At 67.1% G+C, this 16,665-nt stretch carries 15 protein-coding genes; 5 read left to right on the forward strand and 10 right to left on the reverse strand.

Going from position 1 to position 16,665, the window contains the following annotated elements:
- Positions 1 to 94 precede the first annotated feature (94 nt).
- Entirely contained in the window at positions 95 to 2,908 is a 2,814-nt protein-coding gene (locus AC5Y7E_RS10495) for an aconitate hydratase (RefSeq protein WP_499919772.1), read from the forward strand.
- 23 nt (positions 2,909 to 2,931) lie between these two features.
- The gene (locus tag AC5Y7E_RS10500) at positions 2,932 to 3,501 is read left to right on the forward strand and encodes a TetR/AcrR family transcriptional regulator (RefSeq protein WP_499919771.1); all 570 of its coding nucleotides are present in this window, start codon (positions 2,932 to 2,934) and stop codon (positions 3,499 to 3,501) included.
- A 69-nt stretch (positions 3,502 to 3,570) separates the two neighbouring features.
- Here AC5Y7E_RS10500 and AC5Y7E_RS10505 read toward each other — a convergent pair whose 3' ends face one another.
- From AC5Y7E_RS10505 to trxA, 3 genes are all read right to left on the reverse strand, one after another.
- Positions 3,571 to 5,208 carry an ABC-F family ATP-binding cassette domain-containing protein gene (locus AC5Y7E_RS10505; RefSeq protein ID WP_499919770.1) on the reverse strand — a complete coding sequence of 546 codons (1,638 nt, stop codon included), beginning with the start codon at positions 5,206 to 5,208 and terminating at the stop codon, positions 3,571 to 3,573.
- Between the two features lie 25 nt (positions 5,209 to 5,233).
- Positions 5,234 to 6,043 (reverse strand): enoyl-CoA hydratase, encoded by an 810-nt coding sequence (locus AC5Y7E_RS10510; RefSeq protein ID WP_499919769.1) that lies wholly within the window; start codon positions 6,041 to 6,043, stop codon positions 5,234 to 5,236.
- 81 nt (positions 6,044 to 6,124) lie between these two features.
- Positions 6,125 to 6,460 (reverse strand): thioredoxin, encoded by a 336-nt coding sequence (gene trxA / locus AC5Y7E_RS10515; protein WP_067132756.1) that lies wholly within the window; start codon positions 6,458 to 6,460, stop codon positions 6,125 to 6,127.
- 197 nt (positions 6,461 to 6,657) lie between these two features.
- Between trxA and AC5Y7E_RS10520 the strand changes: the two genes are divergently transcribed.
- From AC5Y7E_RS10520 to AC5Y7E_RS10530, 3 genes are all read left to right on the forward strand, one after another.
- On the forward strand, positions 6,658 to 8,484 hold the full coding sequence (locus AC5Y7E_RS10520) for an acyl-CoA dehydrogenase (protein ID WP_499919768.1): 1,827 nt from the start codon (positions 6,658 to 6,660) through the stop codon (positions 8,482 to 8,484).
- 72 nt (positions 8,485 to 8,556) lie between these two features.
- Positions 8,557 to 9,345 carry a DUF5666 domain-containing protein gene (locus tag AC5Y7E_RS10525; protein WP_499919767.1) on the forward strand — a complete coding sequence of 263 codons (789 nt, stop codon included), beginning with the start codon at positions 8,557 to 8,559 and terminating at the stop codon, positions 9,343 to 9,345.
- A 120-nt stretch (positions 9,346 to 9,465) separates the two neighbouring features.
- Positions 9,466 to 10,206 (forward strand): DUF5666 domain-containing protein, encoded by a 741-nt coding sequence (locus tag AC5Y7E_RS10530; RefSeq protein ID WP_499919846.1) that lies wholly within the window; start codon positions 9,466 to 9,468, stop codon positions 10,204 to 10,206.
- A 43-nt stretch (positions 10,207 to 10,249) separates the two neighbouring features.
- Here the strand turns inward: AC5Y7E_RS10530 and AC5Y7E_RS10535 are convergent, their stop codons facing one another.
- Genes AC5Y7E_RS10535 through AC5Y7E_RS10565 form a run of 7 tightly spaced genes read right to left on the reverse strand, consistent with a single transcriptional unit; the run spans position 10,250 to position 16,605 of the window.
- Positions 10,250 to 10,597, reverse strand: a complete 348-nt coding sequence (locus AC5Y7E_RS10535; RefSeq protein ID WP_499919766.1) for a metal-sulfur cluster assembly factor — start codon at positions 10,595 to 10,597, stop codon at positions 10,250 to 10,252.
- A complete protein-coding gene (gene sufU, locus AC5Y7E_RS10540) occupies positions 10,572 to 11,072 on the reverse strand; it encodes a Fe-S cluster assembly sulfur transfer protein SufU (protein ID WP_499919845.1) in 501 nt (166 codons plus the stop codon). Before sufU ends, AC5Y7E_RS10535 begins: the two co-directional genes overlap by 26 nt.
- Positions 11,069 to 12,322, reverse strand: coding sequence for a cysteine desulfurase (locus AC5Y7E_RS10545; protein ID WP_499919765.1), 1,254 nt, complete (start codon positions 12,320 to 12,322; stop codon positions 11,069 to 11,071). Before AC5Y7E_RS10545 ends, sufU begins: the two co-directional genes overlap by 4 nt.
- A gap of 2 nt (positions 12,323 to 12,324) precedes the next feature.
- Complete coding sequence (sufC, locus tag AC5Y7E_RS10550) at positions 12,325 to 13,107, reverse strand: Fe-S cluster assembly ATPase SufC (RefSeq protein WP_499948865.1); 783 nt, start codon at positions 13,105 to 13,107, stop codon at positions 12,325 to 12,327.
- Positions 13,104 to 14,297 carry a Fe-S cluster assembly protein SufD gene (gene sufD, locus AC5Y7E_RS10555; RefSeq protein ID WP_499948867.1) on the reverse strand — a complete coding sequence of 398 codons (1,194 nt, stop codon included), beginning with the start codon at positions 14,295 to 14,297 and terminating at the stop codon, positions 13,104 to 13,106. The genes sufC and sufD overlap by 4 nt, the downstream gene beginning before the upstream one ends.
- Positions 14,297 to 15,745 carry a Fe-S cluster assembly protein SufB gene (gene sufB / locus AC5Y7E_RS10560; protein WP_499919762.1) on the reverse strand — a complete coding sequence of 483 codons (1,449 nt, stop codon included), beginning with the start codon at positions 15,743 to 15,745 and terminating at the stop codon, positions 14,297 to 14,299. The genes sufD and sufB overlap by 1 nt, the downstream gene beginning before the upstream one ends.
- On the reverse strand, positions 15,742 to 16,605 hold the full coding sequence (locus tag AC5Y7E_RS10565) for a helix-turn-helix transcriptional regulator (RefSeq protein WP_499919761.1): 864 nt from the start codon (positions 16,603 to 16,605) through the stop codon (positions 15,742 to 15,744). Before AC5Y7E_RS10565 ends, sufB begins: the two co-directional genes overlap by 4 nt.
- Positions 16,606 to 16,665 lie beyond the last annotated feature (60 nt).

Here is a 16,665-nt window from a genome sequence, read left to right on the forward strand (position 1 = left end):
GACAAGCGTACTGTTAAAGTCGGCACGATAGTTTGGACGACCCGCCGGCGCCAGCCCGTCGCGGCGGGAGAACTAAAGACTCTGGGAGTTTCAAGTGACTGATTCCGTGAATTCGTTCGAAGCCCGCGACACCCTCGAGGTCGGCGACCAGAGCTATCAGATCTATCGTCTCGACGCCGTTCCCAATACCGAGAAACTGCCCTACAGCCTCAAGGTGCTGGCCGAGAACCTGTTGCGCAATGAAGACGGCAGCAACATCACCAAGGATCACATCGAGGCCATCGCGAACTGGGATCCCAAGGCGGAGCCCAGCATTGAGATCCAGTACACGCCGGCCCGCGTGGTGATGCAGGACTTCACCGGTGTGCCGTGCATCGTGGACCTGGCCACCATGCGCGAGGCCATCGGCGACCTCGGCGGCAAGGCGGACAAGGTCAACCCGCTCGCCCCCGCCGACCTCGTGATCGACCACTCGGTGATCGCCGACCTGTTCGGCACCGCGGACGCGTTCGAGCGCAACGTCGAGATCGAGTACCAGCGCAACGGCGAGCGCTATCAGTTCCTGCGCTGGGGGCAGGGAGCTTTCCAGGACTTCAAGGTGGTGCCCCCGGGCACCGGCATTGTGCATCAGGTCAACATCGAATATCTGGCCAGCGTGGTGATGACCCGCGACGGCCTCGCCTATCCCGACACCTGCGTGGGGACCGACAGCCACACCACAATGGTCAACGGCCTTGGCGTGCTGGGCTGGGGCGTCGGCGGCATCGAGGCCGAGGCCGCAATGCTGGGCCAGCCGGTGTCGATGCTGATCCCGCGGGTCGTCGGCTTCAAGCTGACCGGTGAGATCCAGGCAGGCGTCACGGCCACCGACGTCGTGCTGACCGTCACCGAGATGCTGCGCAAGCACGGCGTGGTCGGCAAGTTCGTCGAGTTCTACGGCAAGGGCGTGTCGGAAGTGCCGCTGGCCAACCGCGCCACGCTGGGCAACATGAGCCCCGAATTCGGTTCCACCGCAGCGATTTTCCCGATCGACGAGGAGACCATCTCCTACCTGAAGTTCACCGGTCGCACGGAGGCGCAACTGGCGCTCGTGGAGGCCTACGCCAAAGAGCAGGGACTGTGGCATGACCCGGACCACGAACCCGCGTTCTCGGAGTACCTCGAGCTCGACCTCTCCACAGTGGTGCCCTCGATCGCCGGTCCCAAGCGCCCGCAGGACCGCATCGCCTTGTCGGCCGCCAAGTCCACCTTCCGCGAGCAAATCCTGAGCTACGTCGACGGCGACGGCCAACAGGGCTACTCGAAGCTCGACGAGTCGGTCGAGGAGACGTTCCCGGCCAGCGATCCCGGCGCGGTGTCGAACGGACATGCCGACGACGTTCCCGAGGTGCACTCGGCGGCCGCCCATGCCAAGGGCCGCCCGAGCAACCCGGTCACCGTGAAGTCGGACGAGCGAGGCGAATTCGTGCTCGACCACGGCGCGGTGGTGATCGCCGCGGTCACCTCGTGCACCAACACCTCCAACCCCGAGGTGATGCTGGGCGCCGCGCTGCTGGCCCGCAACGCCGTCGAGAAGGGACTGACGTCCAAGCCGTGGGTGAAGACCACCATGGCGCCGGGCTCACAGGTGGTCAACGACTACTACGACAAAGCCGGCCTGTGGCCGTATTTGGAGAAGCTCGGCTTCTACCTGGTCGGCTACGGCTGCACCACCTGCATCGGCAACTCCGGGCCGCTGCCCGACGAAATCTCGAAGGCCATCAACGACAACGACCTTTCGGTGACCGCCGTGCTGTCGGGTAACCGCAACTTCGAGGGCCGCATCAACCCCGACGTCAAGATGAACTACCTGGCGTCGCCGCCGCTGGTGGTGGCCTACGCGCTGGCCGGAACCATGGACTTCGACTTCGAGTCACAGCCGCTCGGCAAGGACAAGGAGGGCAATGACGTCTTCCTGAAGGACATCTGGCCCTCGCAGAAAGACGTCTCCGACACCATCGCCTCGGCGATCAACTCCGAGATGTTCACCAAGAACTACGGCGACGTGTTCAAGGGTGACGAGCGGTGGCGCAACCTGCCCACCCCAAGCGGCAACACCTTTGAGTGGAACGCCGATTCGACATACGTCCGTAAGCCCCCGTACTTCGAGGGCATGCCGGCCGAGCCCGAGCCGGTCGCCGACATCACCGGCGCCCGGGTGCTGGCGCTGCTGGGCGATTCGGTGACCACCGACCACATCTCGCCGGCCAGCAGCATCAAGCCGGGCACCCCGGCCGCGCAGTACCTCGACGAGCACGGCGTGGAGCGCAAGGATTACAACTCCTTTGGCTCGCGGCGCGGCAACCACGAGGTGATGATTCGCGGCACGTTCGCCAACATCAGGTTGCGCAACCTGCTGCTCGACGACGTGTCCGGCGGCTACACGCGCGACTTCACCCAGGACGACGGGCCCCAAGCGTTCATCTACGATGCGGCGCAAAACTATGCGGCGCAAGACATTCCGCTGGTGGTGCTGGGTGGTAAGGAGTATGGGTCGGGCTCGTCCCGGGACTGGGCCGCCAAGGGAACGCGGCTGCTGGGCGTTCGCGCGGTGATCGCCGAGTCGTTCGAGCGCATTCACCGCTCCAACCTGATCGGCATGGGCGTGATCCCGTTGCAGTTCCCCGACGGGAAGTCGGCCAAGGATCTGGGTCTGGACGGCACCGAGGTCTTCGACATCACCGGGATCGAAGAGCTGAACAACGGCAAGACGCCGAAGACGGTGCATGTCAAGGCCAGCAAGGGATCCGGCGGGGACGCCGTCGAGTTCGACGCGGTGGTGCGCATCGACACCCCCGGTGAGGCCGACTACTACCGCAACGGCGGCATCCTGCAGTACGTGCTGCGCAACATGCTCAAGTCCGGTTAACCCCGACCCGGTTTCGGCCACCCGTGCCTAAGGTCAGCGAGGACCATCTGGCGGCTCGCCGCCGCCAGATCCTCGACGGCGCCCGCCGTTGCTTCGCCGAATACGGTTACGACAAAGCCACGGTCCGCCGGCTGGAGAAGGCGATCGGGATGTCGCGCGGCGCGATCTTCCACCACTTCCGGGACAAGGACGCGCTGTTCTTCGCCCTCGCCCACGAAGACGCCGAGCGGATGGCCGACGTGGCTTCCCGCGCGGGACTCATCCAGGTGATGCGCGACATGCTGGCCGCGCCGGACCAATTCGACTGGCTGGCAACCAGATTGGAGATCGCCCGCAAGCTGCGCAACGATCCCGCGTTCAGCCAGGGCTGGGCCGAGCGTTCCGCCGAGCTTGCGGCGGCGACCACCGATCGGCTGCGGCGGCAGACCGAAGCACACCGAATCCGCGACGACGTGCCCGGCGACGTACTGCAGTGCTACCTGGAATTGGTCCTCGACGGCCTGGTGGCCAGGTCGGCGGCCGGCGAGGACCCGCAGCGGTTATCCGCGGTCCTCGACCTGGTGGAAAATTCGGTGCGGCGCAACGATTCTTGAGAAACGGCCGTAGCGTCGCAGGCACCCGAGTGAAAGCCGCGGGCCGATTCACCCAGATCGCAGCCGAACTCAGGCCAGCTCGATGAGGTCCCGGTACTCGTCGGACCAGAAGTCCTCGGTGCCGTCGGGCAACAGCACGACGCGCTGCGGGTCGAGGGCCTCGGCGGCACCGGGGTCGTGCGTCACCAAGACCACCGCGCCCCGGTAACTGCGCAGCGCGTCGAGCACCTGCTCGCGCGAGGCCGGGTCGAGGTTGTTCGTCGGCTCGTCGAGCAACAGCACGTTGGCGGTCGAGGCCACCAAACCGGCCAGCGCAAGGCGCGTCTTCTCACCGCCGGACAGGGTGCCCGCCGGCTGGTCGAGTTGGGCGCCGCTGAACATGAACGCGCCCAGCAGGCCACGCAGATCCTGCTCACCCGAATCCGGTGCGGCGTGGCGGATGTTCTCCCACACGGTCGCATCGTTGTCGAGCGTGTCGTGTTCCTGGGCGAAGTACCCGATCCGCAGCCCGTGCCCGGGCTCGAGCCCCCCGGTGTCGGGGGCCTCGGTGCCGGCCAGGATCCTCAGCAGCGTGGTCTTGCCTGCGCCGTTGAGGCCGAGCACCACCACCCGCGAGCCCCGGTCGATCGCCAGGTCGACGCCGGTGAAGACCTCCAGCGACCCGTAGGACTTGCTCAGCCCGGTAGCCACCAGCGGCGTGCGCCCGCAGGTGGCCGGGTTGGGGAACTTGATGCGGGCCACCTTGTCGGCCACCCGCTCGTCGTCGAGCGCGGCCATCATCCGGTCGGCGCGACGCAACATGTTCTGCGCGGCAACGGCTTTGGTGGCTTTCGCGCCGAGCTTGGCGGCCTGTGAGCGCAGCGCGGTGGCCTTGCGTTCGGCGTTCGCACGCTCCCGGCGCCGGCGCTGCTCGTCGGTGGCCCGCGCGTCGAGATACTTTTGCCACGTCATGTTGTAGACGTCGACCTCGCCGCGCACCGCGTCCAGAAACCACACCCGGTTGACGACGTCGGCGAGCAGTTCCACGTTGTGGCTGATGATCACCAGGCCGCCGGTGTGCGCGCGCAGGAAATCCCGCAGCCAGCCGATGGAGTCGGCGTCCAGGTGGTTGGTCGGCTCGTCGAGCAGCAGCGTGGTCGACGAACCCGACATTCCCGCCCCGCCTTCCGACGCGGCGAACAGGATGCGGGCCAGTTCCACCCGCCGCCGCTGCCCGCCGGACAGGGTGCGCAGCTGCTGGGTCAGCACCCGTTCCGGCAGGCCGAGACTCGCGCAGATGCGGCTCGCTTCGCTTTCCGCGCCGTAGCCGCCCAGGGCGACGAAACGCTCCTCCAGCTGCCCGTACCGGCGGATCGCGCGGTCGCGGGCGTCGTCGTCGGCGACCTCGGCCATCAACGCCTGCTGCTTTTCCAGGTCGGTCAGCAACACGTCAAGCCCGCGGGCCGACAGAACCCGGTCGCGGGCCAGCACATCGAGATCACCCTCTTTGGGATCCTGTGGTAGATAACCGATTTCGCCGACGCGGTTGATCGCCCCGGCATAGGGTTCGGTCTCCCCCGCCAGAATGCGCAGGGTGGTCGTCTTACCGGCGCCGTTGCGGCCCACCAGCCCGATGCGGTCGCCGGGCTGCACGCGCAGGTCGGGACCTTCGGGCGAGAGCAGGATGCGCGCACCAGCGCGGACCTCGAGGTCCGTGGCCGTGATCACGATCGCTCTCCTTGTGAAAAGACGCCTATTTGTCGTCGGTGAACACCGGTGGTCGTCGTTCTGCGCGCGCGGCAACCGCTTCTTCGAAGTTGGCGGTGAGCAGGCGGACGAAAAGCTGTCCCAAGCCTTCGGCTTGCATGTGCCCTTCCAGGCTACCGGCATCCAGCCCACTCCACAGCGTGCGCTTGGTCAACTCGACGCCCGGCCGCGAGAACGCGGATATCCGCGTGGCGATTGCGTAGCACGTGTCCAGCAGCTGCTCGTCGGGCACCTGGCAGGACACCAGCCCGATGCGCTCGGCCTCCTCCGCCGTGACGTCGCGGCCGGTCAGCATGATCTCGAACGCGCGTGACGAGCCGATGGCCCGCGGCAACAGGTAGGAAAGACCCAGTTCGCTGGCGGTCAGCCCGTTGTTGATGCCGGCGGCGCGAAAGTAGGCGCTGGTCGAGGCCACCCGGATGTCGGCGGCCAGGGCCAGGCACAAGCCGCCGCCGATGGCGGGGCCGTTGACCGCGGCGATCACCGGTTGGTGCAACCGGCGCAGCGCCAGGATGACCTCGTCGAGGATCTCCATGGAGCGCAGCGCATAGGTGGGGCGGGTCAGCTCCTCGACGTGGGGCACCGAGCCCGCGGACTTGTGATCGGCGCCGGACGAAAAGCCGCGGCCCGCCCCGGTCAGCACGACCACCCGCACCGAATTGTCGTAGGTGACCTTTTCCAGGGCCTCTTTGAGCGGAACCATGACGTCGAACGCCATCGAGTTCATCCGCTCGGGCCGATTCAGGGTTATCAGCGCGACACCGGGTCGCGGGTGATCTACCAGTACCAAACTCACCCATGCAACCTAGCGCGTAGCTAATCGTGGTCTCGCCCCCAGCGCGGTGTGGCCCACCGGGCCCCGCCGGTTCCGGCGGCCCTAGACTTCCGAGACGTCGAACGCGCGGACTTGCTGGACCAGATCCTCCAGGGCGGCCGGCGGCAGTGCACCGGGCTGGTTGAACAGCAGTTTGCCCTTCTTGAATGCCATCAACGTGGGGATCGACCGGATCTGGGCGGCCGCGGCCAGCTGCTGCTCGGCCTCCGTGTCGACTTTGGCGTGCACGATGTCGGGGTGTTTCTCCGACGACGCCGCAAAGGTTGGGCCGAACTGGCGGCACGGACCGCACCAGGAGGCCCAGAAGTCGACGAGCACGATGTCGTTGCCCTCGATGGTTTCGTTGAACTTCTCAGCGGTGAGATCAAGTGTTGTCACATTTGCTCGAACGCCCGGCGGCGACGCGGTGTTCCCCGCTGCCCTTCAGAGTTCGGAATGCGGCTGTCGGCGTGCGCGCAGCTACCGCCGCATGGCGCACTACCCGGTCGTCGCTGGTTACGGTTGCGTACGTTTTCCCGCGTCGGACAGACTGAGCCTGACGATCCGCCGTCTCGAGGACCAGTGAGGGAATCGCCTTGAGCCACTACATCGCTAACGTTCGTGATATCGAGTTCAACCTTTTCGAGGTTCTCGATGTCGGCGCGGTCCTGGGCAGCGGGGGCTACAGCGACCTCGATGCGGACACGGTCCGCACCATCTTGGCCGAAGCCGCGCGCCTCGCCGAAGGTCCGGTGGCCGAAACCTTCGCCTTCGCCGACCGCAATCCGCCGGTGTTCGATCCGGCCGAGCACAAGATCACCGTGCCTGACGAGCTGGTCAAGACGGTGGCGGCGCTCAAGGAGGCCGGCTGGTGGCGGCTGGGTCTGGCCGAAGACATCGGCGGCATGGCCGCCCCGCCGCCGCTGGCGTGGGCGGTCAACGAGATGCTCATCTGTGCCAACCCGTCGGCGAATTTCTTCAATCTCGGCCCGTTCATGGCTCAGGCGTTGTACGTCGAGGGCACCGAGCAGCAGCGGCAATGGGCCGCTCATGGCGTGGAGCACGGCTGGGCGGCCACCATGGTGCTCACCGAACCCGACGCGGGCTCCGACGTCGGTGCCGGCCGCGCCAAGGCCGTCGAACAACCCGACGGCACATGGCACATCGAGGGCGTCAAGCGCTTCATCTCCGGGGGCGATGTCGGTGACACCGCCGAGAACGTCTTCCATCTGGTGCTGGCCCGCCCCGAGGGCGCCGGGCCGGGCACCAAGGGGCTGAGCCTGTTCTACGTGCCCAACTTCCTGTTCGATCCCGAGACCTTCGAACTGGGTCCCCGCAACGGGGTTTACGTCACCGGGGTGGAACACAAGATGGGCATCAAGTCCTCCCCCACGTGCGAATTGACCTTCGGCGCAACGGATGTGCCCGCTGTCGGTTACCTGGTCGGTGATGTGCACCGGGGCATCGCGCAGATGTTCACCGTAATCGAGCACGCGCGCATGACGATTGGCGTCAAGGCCACCGGCACCCTGTCCACGGGTTACCTCAACGCGCTGGCCTTCGCCAAGGAACGCGTGCAGGGCGCGGACCTGACGCAGATGTCCGACAAGACCGCGCCGCGGGTCACCATCATTCACCATCCCGACGTGCGTCGCAGCCTGATGACCCAGAAGTCCTACGCCGAGGGCTTGCGGGCGCTCTACATGTATGCCGCAGCCCATCAGGACGACGTTGTGGCACAACGGGTTTCGGGTGCCGATCCCGGAATGGCGCATCGGATCGACGACCTGCTGCTGCCGATCGTCAAGGGGGTGAGCTCGGAGCGGGCCTACGAGGTGCTGACCGAGTCCCTGCAGACGCTGGGCGGTTCGGGCTTTTTGGCCGACTATCCGCTCGAGCAGTACATCCGTGACTCCAAGATCGATTCGCTCTACGAGGGCACCACCGCCATCCAGGCGCTCGACTTCTTCTTCCGAAAGATCGTGCGCGACCGGGGGGAGGCCCTGCAGTTCCTGACGACTCAGATCACCGCGACGATCGACAGCTGTGACGAGGCGCTCAAGCCGATCGCGGCGCTGGTGCAGACCGCGTTCGATGACGTGACGGCGATGACGGGCGCGTTGACCGGTTACCTGATGTCCGCGGCGCAGCAGCCGGGCGAGATTTACAAGGTGGGCCTGGGGTCGGTGCGGTATCTGCTCGCGGTCGGCGATCTGCTGATCGGCTGGCGACTGCTGGTGCAGGCCGACGTCGCCACCCGCGCGCTGGCTGACGGCGCCGAGCATGACGAAGCGTTCTACCGGGGCAAGATCGCGACCGCGAAGTTCTTCGCCAAGAACATGCTGCCGCGGCTGACCTCGCTGCGCGGGGTCATCGAGGCCATCGACGACGAAATCATGACCGTGGCCGAAGAAGCGTTCTGACAGCGCACAGCTTAGGCACAGGTTAAACGGGTAAACCATAGCGTTGGTCAACCGACGAATGGAGAAACGTTGATGTCTGCCAGCTGTCAAGTGCCCCGGCTCACTCGCTTCGCGGTAGTCGCCGTCGCGGGAGCCACCGCATTGTCCCTGTCCGCCTGCGGCTCTTCGAACAATTCCACGTCCACCTCCACCTCCACATCGACGTCGACATCCACTGTCACGTCGACCACCACCTCGTCCACCCCTAACGCAGAAGCGCGCGTCAGCGGGCTCATCGCCTCGGTGGCGGGCAACTCGATTCAGGTCACCAAGGAAGACAACTCAACCGCGTCGGTCAACTTCACCTCGACCACCAAGATCACCGAGGCCGTTCCGGCCGGCCTGCCGGACGTCACCCCGGGCAGCTGCCTCAGCGTGAAGCCGACCGAGGGGTCGGCACCCGGCCAGGCGGTCACCGCCGCGTCGGTGAAGATCAGCGAGTCCGTCAACGGCGCCTGCCCGAAGCCCCCGCAGTCCGCGCCCGGCGGTTCGACCACCACGCCGCCGTCCCTCCCGCCGTCGAATGCGCCGACGAAACCGGCCTGGGTCCGCGGCTCGGTGGCGTCGGTGGCCGGTAACACCATCAATCTGACCAACACCGATCCCAGCGGCAACACCACGCAGACGACCGTGACGGTCGATGATAAGACCAAATACACCAAGCAGTCCTCCGCCAAGACCGACGCGATCACACCGGGCAAATGCCTGTCCGCGCGCGGAACTCAAGAGAACGGCGGCGCGCTGCAGGCGACGAGCATCAAGCTGCGACAGGCCGTCGACGGCAAGTGCGGCAAGCCCAAGCAGCCCGGCCATGGTGGCTGAATCCGGCTGACTGAGATTGCCGTCACTCCCGCCGGACGCGGCGTGAAAACCGCGCCCGGCGGGGGTGATTGCGCAGGGCGGCGAAACGCGTGATCGGAGATGAGAGCTGTGCCTGCCTTATTGAAGACCCGGCGGACGCAGATCGCGCTCGGCGTCGTCATTGCCTTCGTCGCGGTGTGCGTGGCCATGTGTGGCTCCTCGCACGACACGTCGAACACCGGCGCGCCGCCCGTCGTCACCGCGGTCCCACCGAGCGCGGCTCCCAGCGCCGCACCGCCGCCGGCGCCCCCACCACCACCGCCTCCGGTCGGCAAGGACTATGTCGAGGGCATGGTGCAATCGAATTCGGGTCAAACGGTCGCGCTTCGGACGCGGACCGGCTCCGCGACGGTGGACTACACGCCGCAGACGATCGTCATGGACGTCGCCCCGGCGAAGCTGGCGGATGTGACGCCGGGCAGCTGCGTGAATGTCAAAGCCACCCCGCAGAGCGCCCCGCCCCCCGGGTCCATCACCGCGCAGACGGTGACCGTCACCGCCGCCGCGGACGGCAAGTGCCCGCCGCCGGCCGGCTTCTACGGCACCGTGTCCTCGGTGTCGGGCGACACGATCGCCGTCAACGGCCTGGGCGCCGGCGGTCCGGGAGCCTCCACTAGCGTGACCGTCACCGACTCCACCTCATACCAGCGGCAGACCCCGTCGGACACCCAGGCGATCACGAACGGCAAATGCATTGGGGCTCAGGGGACTCAGGATGGCGGCGTCCTGCACGCCGCGATGATCAGTGTGGAGGCCTGCCCGCCGATGGGGCGCCCACACCCGCACCTGCACCTGCCTCATCTTCCGCACATCCACCTCTAGGCCAAGGGGCGCGGCGGCCGCGCGACTAGCGCGAAAGCCTGGCTCAGACGGTGAAGCCGAGGGCGCGCAGCTGCTCGCGGCCGTCCTCGGTGATCTTGTCCGGACCCCACGGCGGGTTCCACACCCAGTTGATCCGCAGGTCGTCGACCAATCCGGCCCCCACCAGCGCACTGCGCGACTGGTCTTCGATGACATCGGTCAGCGGGCACGCCGCCGACGTCAGCGTCATGTCGATGAGGGCGACGGTTCCGTCGTCGCCGTCTTCGACGTTCAGCCCGTAGACGAGTCCCAAATCGACGACGTTGATGCCGAGTTCGGGGTCGACGACGTCACGCATCGCCTCCTCGAGGTCGGCAAGGAATTCCTCACCCTGCGCGGTGGTGTCGCTCATCTGTAACCTCCTGAAAGTCTGCGACTTGGCCCGAATAGGCTTTGGCCAAAGCATCTTTGAACGCCATCCAGCCCAGGAGGGCGCATTTCACCCGGGCGGGATATTTCGCCACCCCGGCGAACGCGATCCCGTCGCCCAGCACGTCCTCGTCGCCCTCGATGGTGCCGCGCGAGGACACCATCTCGGTGAACGCGGCAACGGTCTTGAGCGCCTCGCCGACACTTTGGCCGATCACCTGCTGGGTGAGCACCGAGGTCGCCGCCTGGCTGATCGAGCAGCCCTGCCCGTCATAGGACACGTCGGCTACGGTTTCGCCGTCCCCGGACAGCGCGACCCGCAGCGTCACCTCGTCACCGCAGACCGGATTGACGTGGAACACCTCGGCGCCGAACGGCTCGCGCAGCCCGCGGTGCTGCGGGCGCTTGTAGTGGTCCAGGATCACGTCCTGATACATCTGCTCGAGACGCAATGTCAGCCTCTCCCAAAGAAATCCAGCGCGCGGCGCACGCCGGCCACCAAACGCTCGACCTCTTCGGCGGTGTTGTACACACCGAACGAAGCCCGCGCGGTGGCCGCCACACCGAACCGGCGATGCAGCGGCATGGCGCAGTGGTGACCCACCCGCACCGCCACGCCCTCGTCGTCGAGCACCTGCCCGACGTCGTGCGCGTGCACGCCGTCGACGACGAAAGACACCGGCGAGGCGCGGTTCTCCATGGTCACCGGCCCGACGATGCGCACGGCGTCGATGCCGGACAGGCCGTCGATGGTCGCGGCGACCAGCTGGTGCTCGTGGGCCTGAACGGACGCCATGCCGAGGGCGCTGAGATAGCGGGTGGCCGCGCCCAATCCGACCACCTGCGACGTCATCGGGGTGCCGGCCTCGAATCGCTGCGGCACGGCCGCATAGGTCGACGATTCCATGGTCACGGCTTCGATCATCGAGCCGCCGGTCAAGAACGGCGGCAGAGCCGACAGCACTTCGCGCCGTCCATACAGGACGCCAATGCCGTTGGGGCCCAGCATCTTATGTCCCGAGAAGGCGGCGAAGTCCACGTCGAGCGCGTGGAAGTCGACGGGCTGGTGCGGCACCGACTGACAGGCGTCCAGCACGGTCAGGGCGCCCACGGCCCGGGCCCGGCTGACCAGCTCGGCCACCGGCGCCACCGCACCGGTCACGTTCGAGTGGTGGGTGAAGGCGACGACTTTGACGCGCTCGTCGAGCTCCAGCGAGTCGAGGTCGATGCGCCCGTCGTCGGTGACGCCATACCAGCGCAGACTCGCCCCGGTGCGCCGGGCGAGTTCCTGCCAGGGAACCAGGTTGGCGTGGTGCTCGAGCTCGGTGGTGACGATGACATCGCCGGGCCGGACGGCACGCTCGAAACGCTTGTCCCCCAGCACATACGACACCAGGTTCAGCGCCTCGGTGGCATTCTTGGTGAACACCAGCTCGTCGCACTCGGCGCCGACGAACGCCGCGACGTCCGCGCGCCCCTGCTCGTAGGCGTCGGTGGCCTCCTCCATCAGCTGGTGTGCACCGCGGTGGACCGCACCGTTGGAGGTCAACAGGAACTCCCGCTCGGCGTCGAGCACCTGCAGCGGCCGCTGCGACGTCGCACCGGAATCCAGGTACGCCAACGGATTTCCGCTGCGCATGACGCGCTTCAGGATCGGGAAATCGGCGCGGATGGCCGCGACGTCCAGTGGATTCACGGAGGCCGCCATTTCTAGGCCCCGGTTGCCGCCGCTTGAGCGAAGCGCACGTAGCCGTTCTGCTCGAGCTCATCGGCCAGCTCAGGACCGCCCGATTCGGCGATGCGCCCGCCGACGAACACGTGCACGTATTCGGGGCGGATGTAGCGCAGGATGCGGGTGTAGTGCGTGATCAGCAGGACGCCGCCGTGCTCTGTCTCCGCATAGCGGTTGACTCCTTCGCTGACCACCCGCAGGGCGTCGACGTCGAGCCCGGAGTCGGTCTCGTCGAGGATGGCGATCTTGGGCTTGAGGAGCTCCAGCTGCAGGATCTCGTGGCGCTTCTTCTCGCCGCCGGAAAAACCCTCGTTGACGCTGCGCTCGGCGAAGGCAGGGTCGATCTCGAGCGAACCCATCGCCGCCTTGACCTCTTTGACCCAGTGCCGCAGCTTCGGGGCCTCACCGCGCACGGCGGTCGCCGCCGAGCGCAGGAAGTTCGACACTGACACGCCCGGCACCTCGACGGGATACTGCATGGCCAAAAAGATTCCGGCCCGGGCGCGCTCGTCGATGCTCATCGCCAGCACGTCGTCGCCGTCCAACGTGATGGAGCCCGAGGTCACCGTGTACTTGGGGTGACCGGCGATGGCGTAGGACAGCGTCGACTTGCCCGAACCGTTGGGGCCCATCAAGGCATGTGTCTCACCGGATTTCACCGTCAGGTCGACGCCGTTGAGGATTCCGATCTCGCGCTCGGATTCGGCGGCGTTCGGGTTGACGACGCTGACGTGTAGGTCCTTGATTTCCAGAGTGGTCATGAGGCTGTTGTTTCCGTCTTTTCGGTTAAGGCCAGTTCGTGTTCGATGGCGTCGGTCAGGCGTTCCCGGATCTCGGGCACCGCGATCTTGGAGATGATTTCGGCGAAGAAGCCGCGGATCACCAAGCGGCGCGCCTGCTCTTCGGGGATGCCACGGGAGCGTAGGTAGAACAGTTGCTCGTCGTCGAAACGGCCGGTGGCACTGGCGTGTCCGGCTCCGACGATCTCGCCGGTCTCGATCTCCAGGTTGGGCACCGAGTCGGCGCGTGCCCCGTCGGTGAGCACCAGGTTGCGGTTCACCTCGAAGGTGTCGGTGCCGGTGGCTTCGGCGCGGATCAGCACGTCGCCGATCCAGACGGTGTGCGCGTCGGGCAGTGCGGAGCTCGGATCGCCTTGCAGCGCACCCTTGTACAGCACGTTCGACTTGCAGTCGGGCTGGGCGTGATCCACCAGCAGCCGCGATTCCAGGTGCTGGCCGTCGTCGGCGAAGTACAGGCCGAGCAGCTCGGCGTCCCCGCCCGGAGCGGTGTAGCGCACGTTGGCCGTCAGCCGCACCACCTCGCCGCCGAGCGTGACGGCGACGTGGCGCAGCACCGCGTCCTTGCCCAGCTTGGCGTGGTGCATGCTGACGTGCACGGCGTCGTCGGCCCAGTCCGCGAGCCACACCACGGTGAGCCGCGCGGCGTCGGCGACGACGAATTCGACGTTGTCGGCGTAGGTTCCGCTGCCCCGCTGGTCGATGACGACGACCGCCTCGGCTAGCTCGGCGACCCGGATCTGCAGGTGCCCGTAGGCCACCGCCCCCTGGCCGGGACCGGTGACCGTGATGCTGACAGGCTCGGCGATGCGGGTGTCGCGCTCGACGGTGACCAGGGTCGCGGAGTTGAACGACGAAAACGCTTGCGCCGCAACCCGGTCGGTGGGGACCCCGCTCTGGCCGAGCCGCTCGTCGCCGCGGGAGACGGTCTCGACCCGCAGGCCGGGCCGCTCGGTGACGCTGATCCCGGCCTTGCCGGTGGCGCGCGCCGAGCCGTCGTGCAGGCCACGCAGCCGGCGCAGCGGGGTGAACCGCCAGATTTCGTCGCGGCCGTGCGGGACCTCGAACGCGTCGACGTCGAAGGAGGCGAACAGCTCGCCCTTGTTGGCAGCGGCGAGGGCCGAACCCTCAACCGCCTCGGTCAGATTCGTCACTAGCCGACCGCACCTTCCATCTGCAACTCGATCAGCCGGTTGAGCTCGAGCGCGTATTCCATCGGCAGCTCTTTGGCGATCGGCTCGACGAAGCCACGCACCACCATGGCCATCGCCTCGTCCTCGGTCAGGCCGCGGCTCATCAGGTAGAACAGCTGGTTCTCGCTGACCTTGGACACGGTGGCCTCGTGGCCCATGGTGACGTCGTCCTCGCGGATGTCGACGTAGGGGTAGGTGTCGCTGCGGCTGATCGTATCCACCAGCAGCGCATCGCATTTCACGCTGGAGCGCGATCCGTGCGCGCCCTTGTTCACCTGCACCAGGCCGCGGTAGGAGGTGCGGCCGCCGCCGCGCGCCACGGACTTGGACACGATGTTGCTCGACGTGTTCGGCGCCAGGTGCAGCATCTTCGCGCCGGTGTCCTGGTGCTGGTCTTCGCCGGCGAAGGCGACCGAGAGCACCTCGCCCTTGGCGTGCTCGCCGGTCATCCAGACCGCCGGATACTTCATGGTGACCTTCGACCCGATGTTGCCGTCGATCCACTCCATGGTGGCGCCGGCCTCGGCGCGGGCCCGCTTGGTGACCAGGTTGTAGACGTTGCCCGACCAGTTCTGGATCGTCGTGTAGCGAACGCGCGCATTGGGTTTCACGATGATCTCGACCACCGCCGAGTGCAGCGAGTCCGACTTGTAGATCGGCGCGGTGCAGCCTTCGACGTAGTGCACGTAGGAGCCCTCGTCGGCGATGATCAGCGTCCGCTCGAACTGGCCCATGTTCTCGGTGTTGATCCGGAAGTAGGCCTGCAGCGGGATGTCGACGTGCACGCCCTTGGGGACGTAGATGAACGAGCCGCCGCTCCACACCGCGGTGTTCAGCGCCGAGAACTTGTTGTCCCCGGCCGGGATCACGGTGCCGAAGTACTCCTGGAAGATCTCGGGGTGTTCGCGCAGACCGGTGTCGGTGTCGAGGAAGATGACGCCCTGGGCTTCGAGGTCCTCGCGGATCTGGTGGTAGACCACCTCGGACTCGTACTGGGCCGCGACGCCGGCCACCAGGCGCTGCTTCTCGGCCTCCGGGATGCCCAGCCGGTCATAGGTGTTGCGGATGTCCTCCGGCAGGTCTTCCCAACTGGCGGCCTGCTTTTCGGTGGAGCGCACGAAGTACTTGATGTTGTCGAAGTCGATGCCGCCCAGGTTCGAGCCCCAGTTCGGCATCGGCTTGCGGTCGAAGATGCGCAGCGCCTTCAGCCGCGTCTGCAGCATCCACTCGGGCTCGTTCTTCTTCGCCGAGATGTCGCGGACGACCGCCTCGGACAGGCCGCGCTGGGCGCTGGCACCGGCGACGTCGGAGTCCGACCAACCGTAGCCGTACCGCCCCAGAGAGGCGATCGCCTCCTCCTGAGTCAGCGGCGCGGTAGCCGTCTTGCTGGCCTCGGGTGTGAGTGTCATCGAGACGCTCCTTTGATGCTCGTGGTGTCGGTCATATGGCGCCGCTCCTCCTCATCGCTACGCTCTGCATCGTCGCCGGCGCGGCGCGGGCTGGGCGCCTGAGTCAGGGGTACGTGCGTGGTGCAGGCGCAGTCGCCGTTGACGATGGTCGCCAACCGCTGGACGTGGGTCCCAAGAACCTCGGCCATGGCCTGCTGCTCGGCCTCGCACAGCTCGGGGAATTCCTCGGCCACGTGCGACACCGGGCAGTGATGCTGGCAGATCTGCACGCCGTGGATCGGCCCGCCGACTTGCGTGGTGGTGGTGACGTAGCCGGCCTTGGTCAGGGCCGTGGCGATCCGGTCGGCCGCCGCCTCGACGTCGGTGTCCGCCGCGCTGTCGGCTGCGGCAACGTCGGCCAGGATGGTGTCGATGCGCTGCCGGGCGAACGCCTGCACCGCCTCTTCACCGCCGATCTCGCGGAGCTGCCGCATGGCCGCCGCCGCCAGGTCGTCGTAGGCGTGGTCGAGCTTGGCCCGCCCGGCCGGGGTCAACCGGTAGCGCTTGGCGGGACGCCCCCGTCCCACCTGCTGCCACGCCGCGGCCGCCGTGGACTCGGCATCGCCGGCCTCGATCAGGGCGTCGAGGTGGCGTCGCACGCCGGCGGCCGCCAGACCCAGCCGGTCACCGATCTCGCCCGCGGTGATCGATCCGGACTCAAGCAGCAGGCGCACGATCGCGCGGCGGGTGTGACCATCCGGCACCGGCGCGCCGACGTCCGCCAGGCCGGGAGCGACGTCGCCCCGCCCGGTGGCCCCATCGAGGCTGGTTCGGATTTTCACAACACCAGTGTGACGCAATTCCGGGGATCGGTCTAGCAAGGGTCCCCTGTCCTGGCGTTGCGATGGTCACACTAACGGCGACGCAATGACCCGTTGCAT

It is taken from the genome of Mycobacterium sp. NGS17, from assembly GCF_059813205.1.

Excerpts from the sequence above, each read along its gene's own strand:
- sufC (WP_499948865.1), bottom strand. The coding sequence starts at position 13,107 with ATGACCACTCTGGAAATCAAGGACCTACACGTCAGCGTCGTCAACCCG.
- sufB (WP_499919762.1), bottom strand. The coding sequence starts at position 15,745 with ATGACACTCACACCCGAGGCCAGCAAGACGGCTACCGCGCCGCTGACT.
- AC5Y7E_RS10545 (WP_499919765.1), bottom strand. The coding sequence starts at position 12,322 with ATGGCGGCCTCCGTGAATCCACTGGACGTCGCGGCCATCCGCGCCGAT.
- AC5Y7E_RS10535 (WP_499919766.1), bottom strand. The coding sequence starts at position 10,597 with ATGAGCGACACCACCGCGCAGGGTGAGGAATTCCTTGCCGACCTCGAG.
- AC5Y7E_RS10525 (WP_499919767.1), top strand. The coding sequence starts at position 8,557 with ATGTCTGCCAGCTGTCAAGTGCCCCGGCTCACTCGCTTCGCGGTAGTC.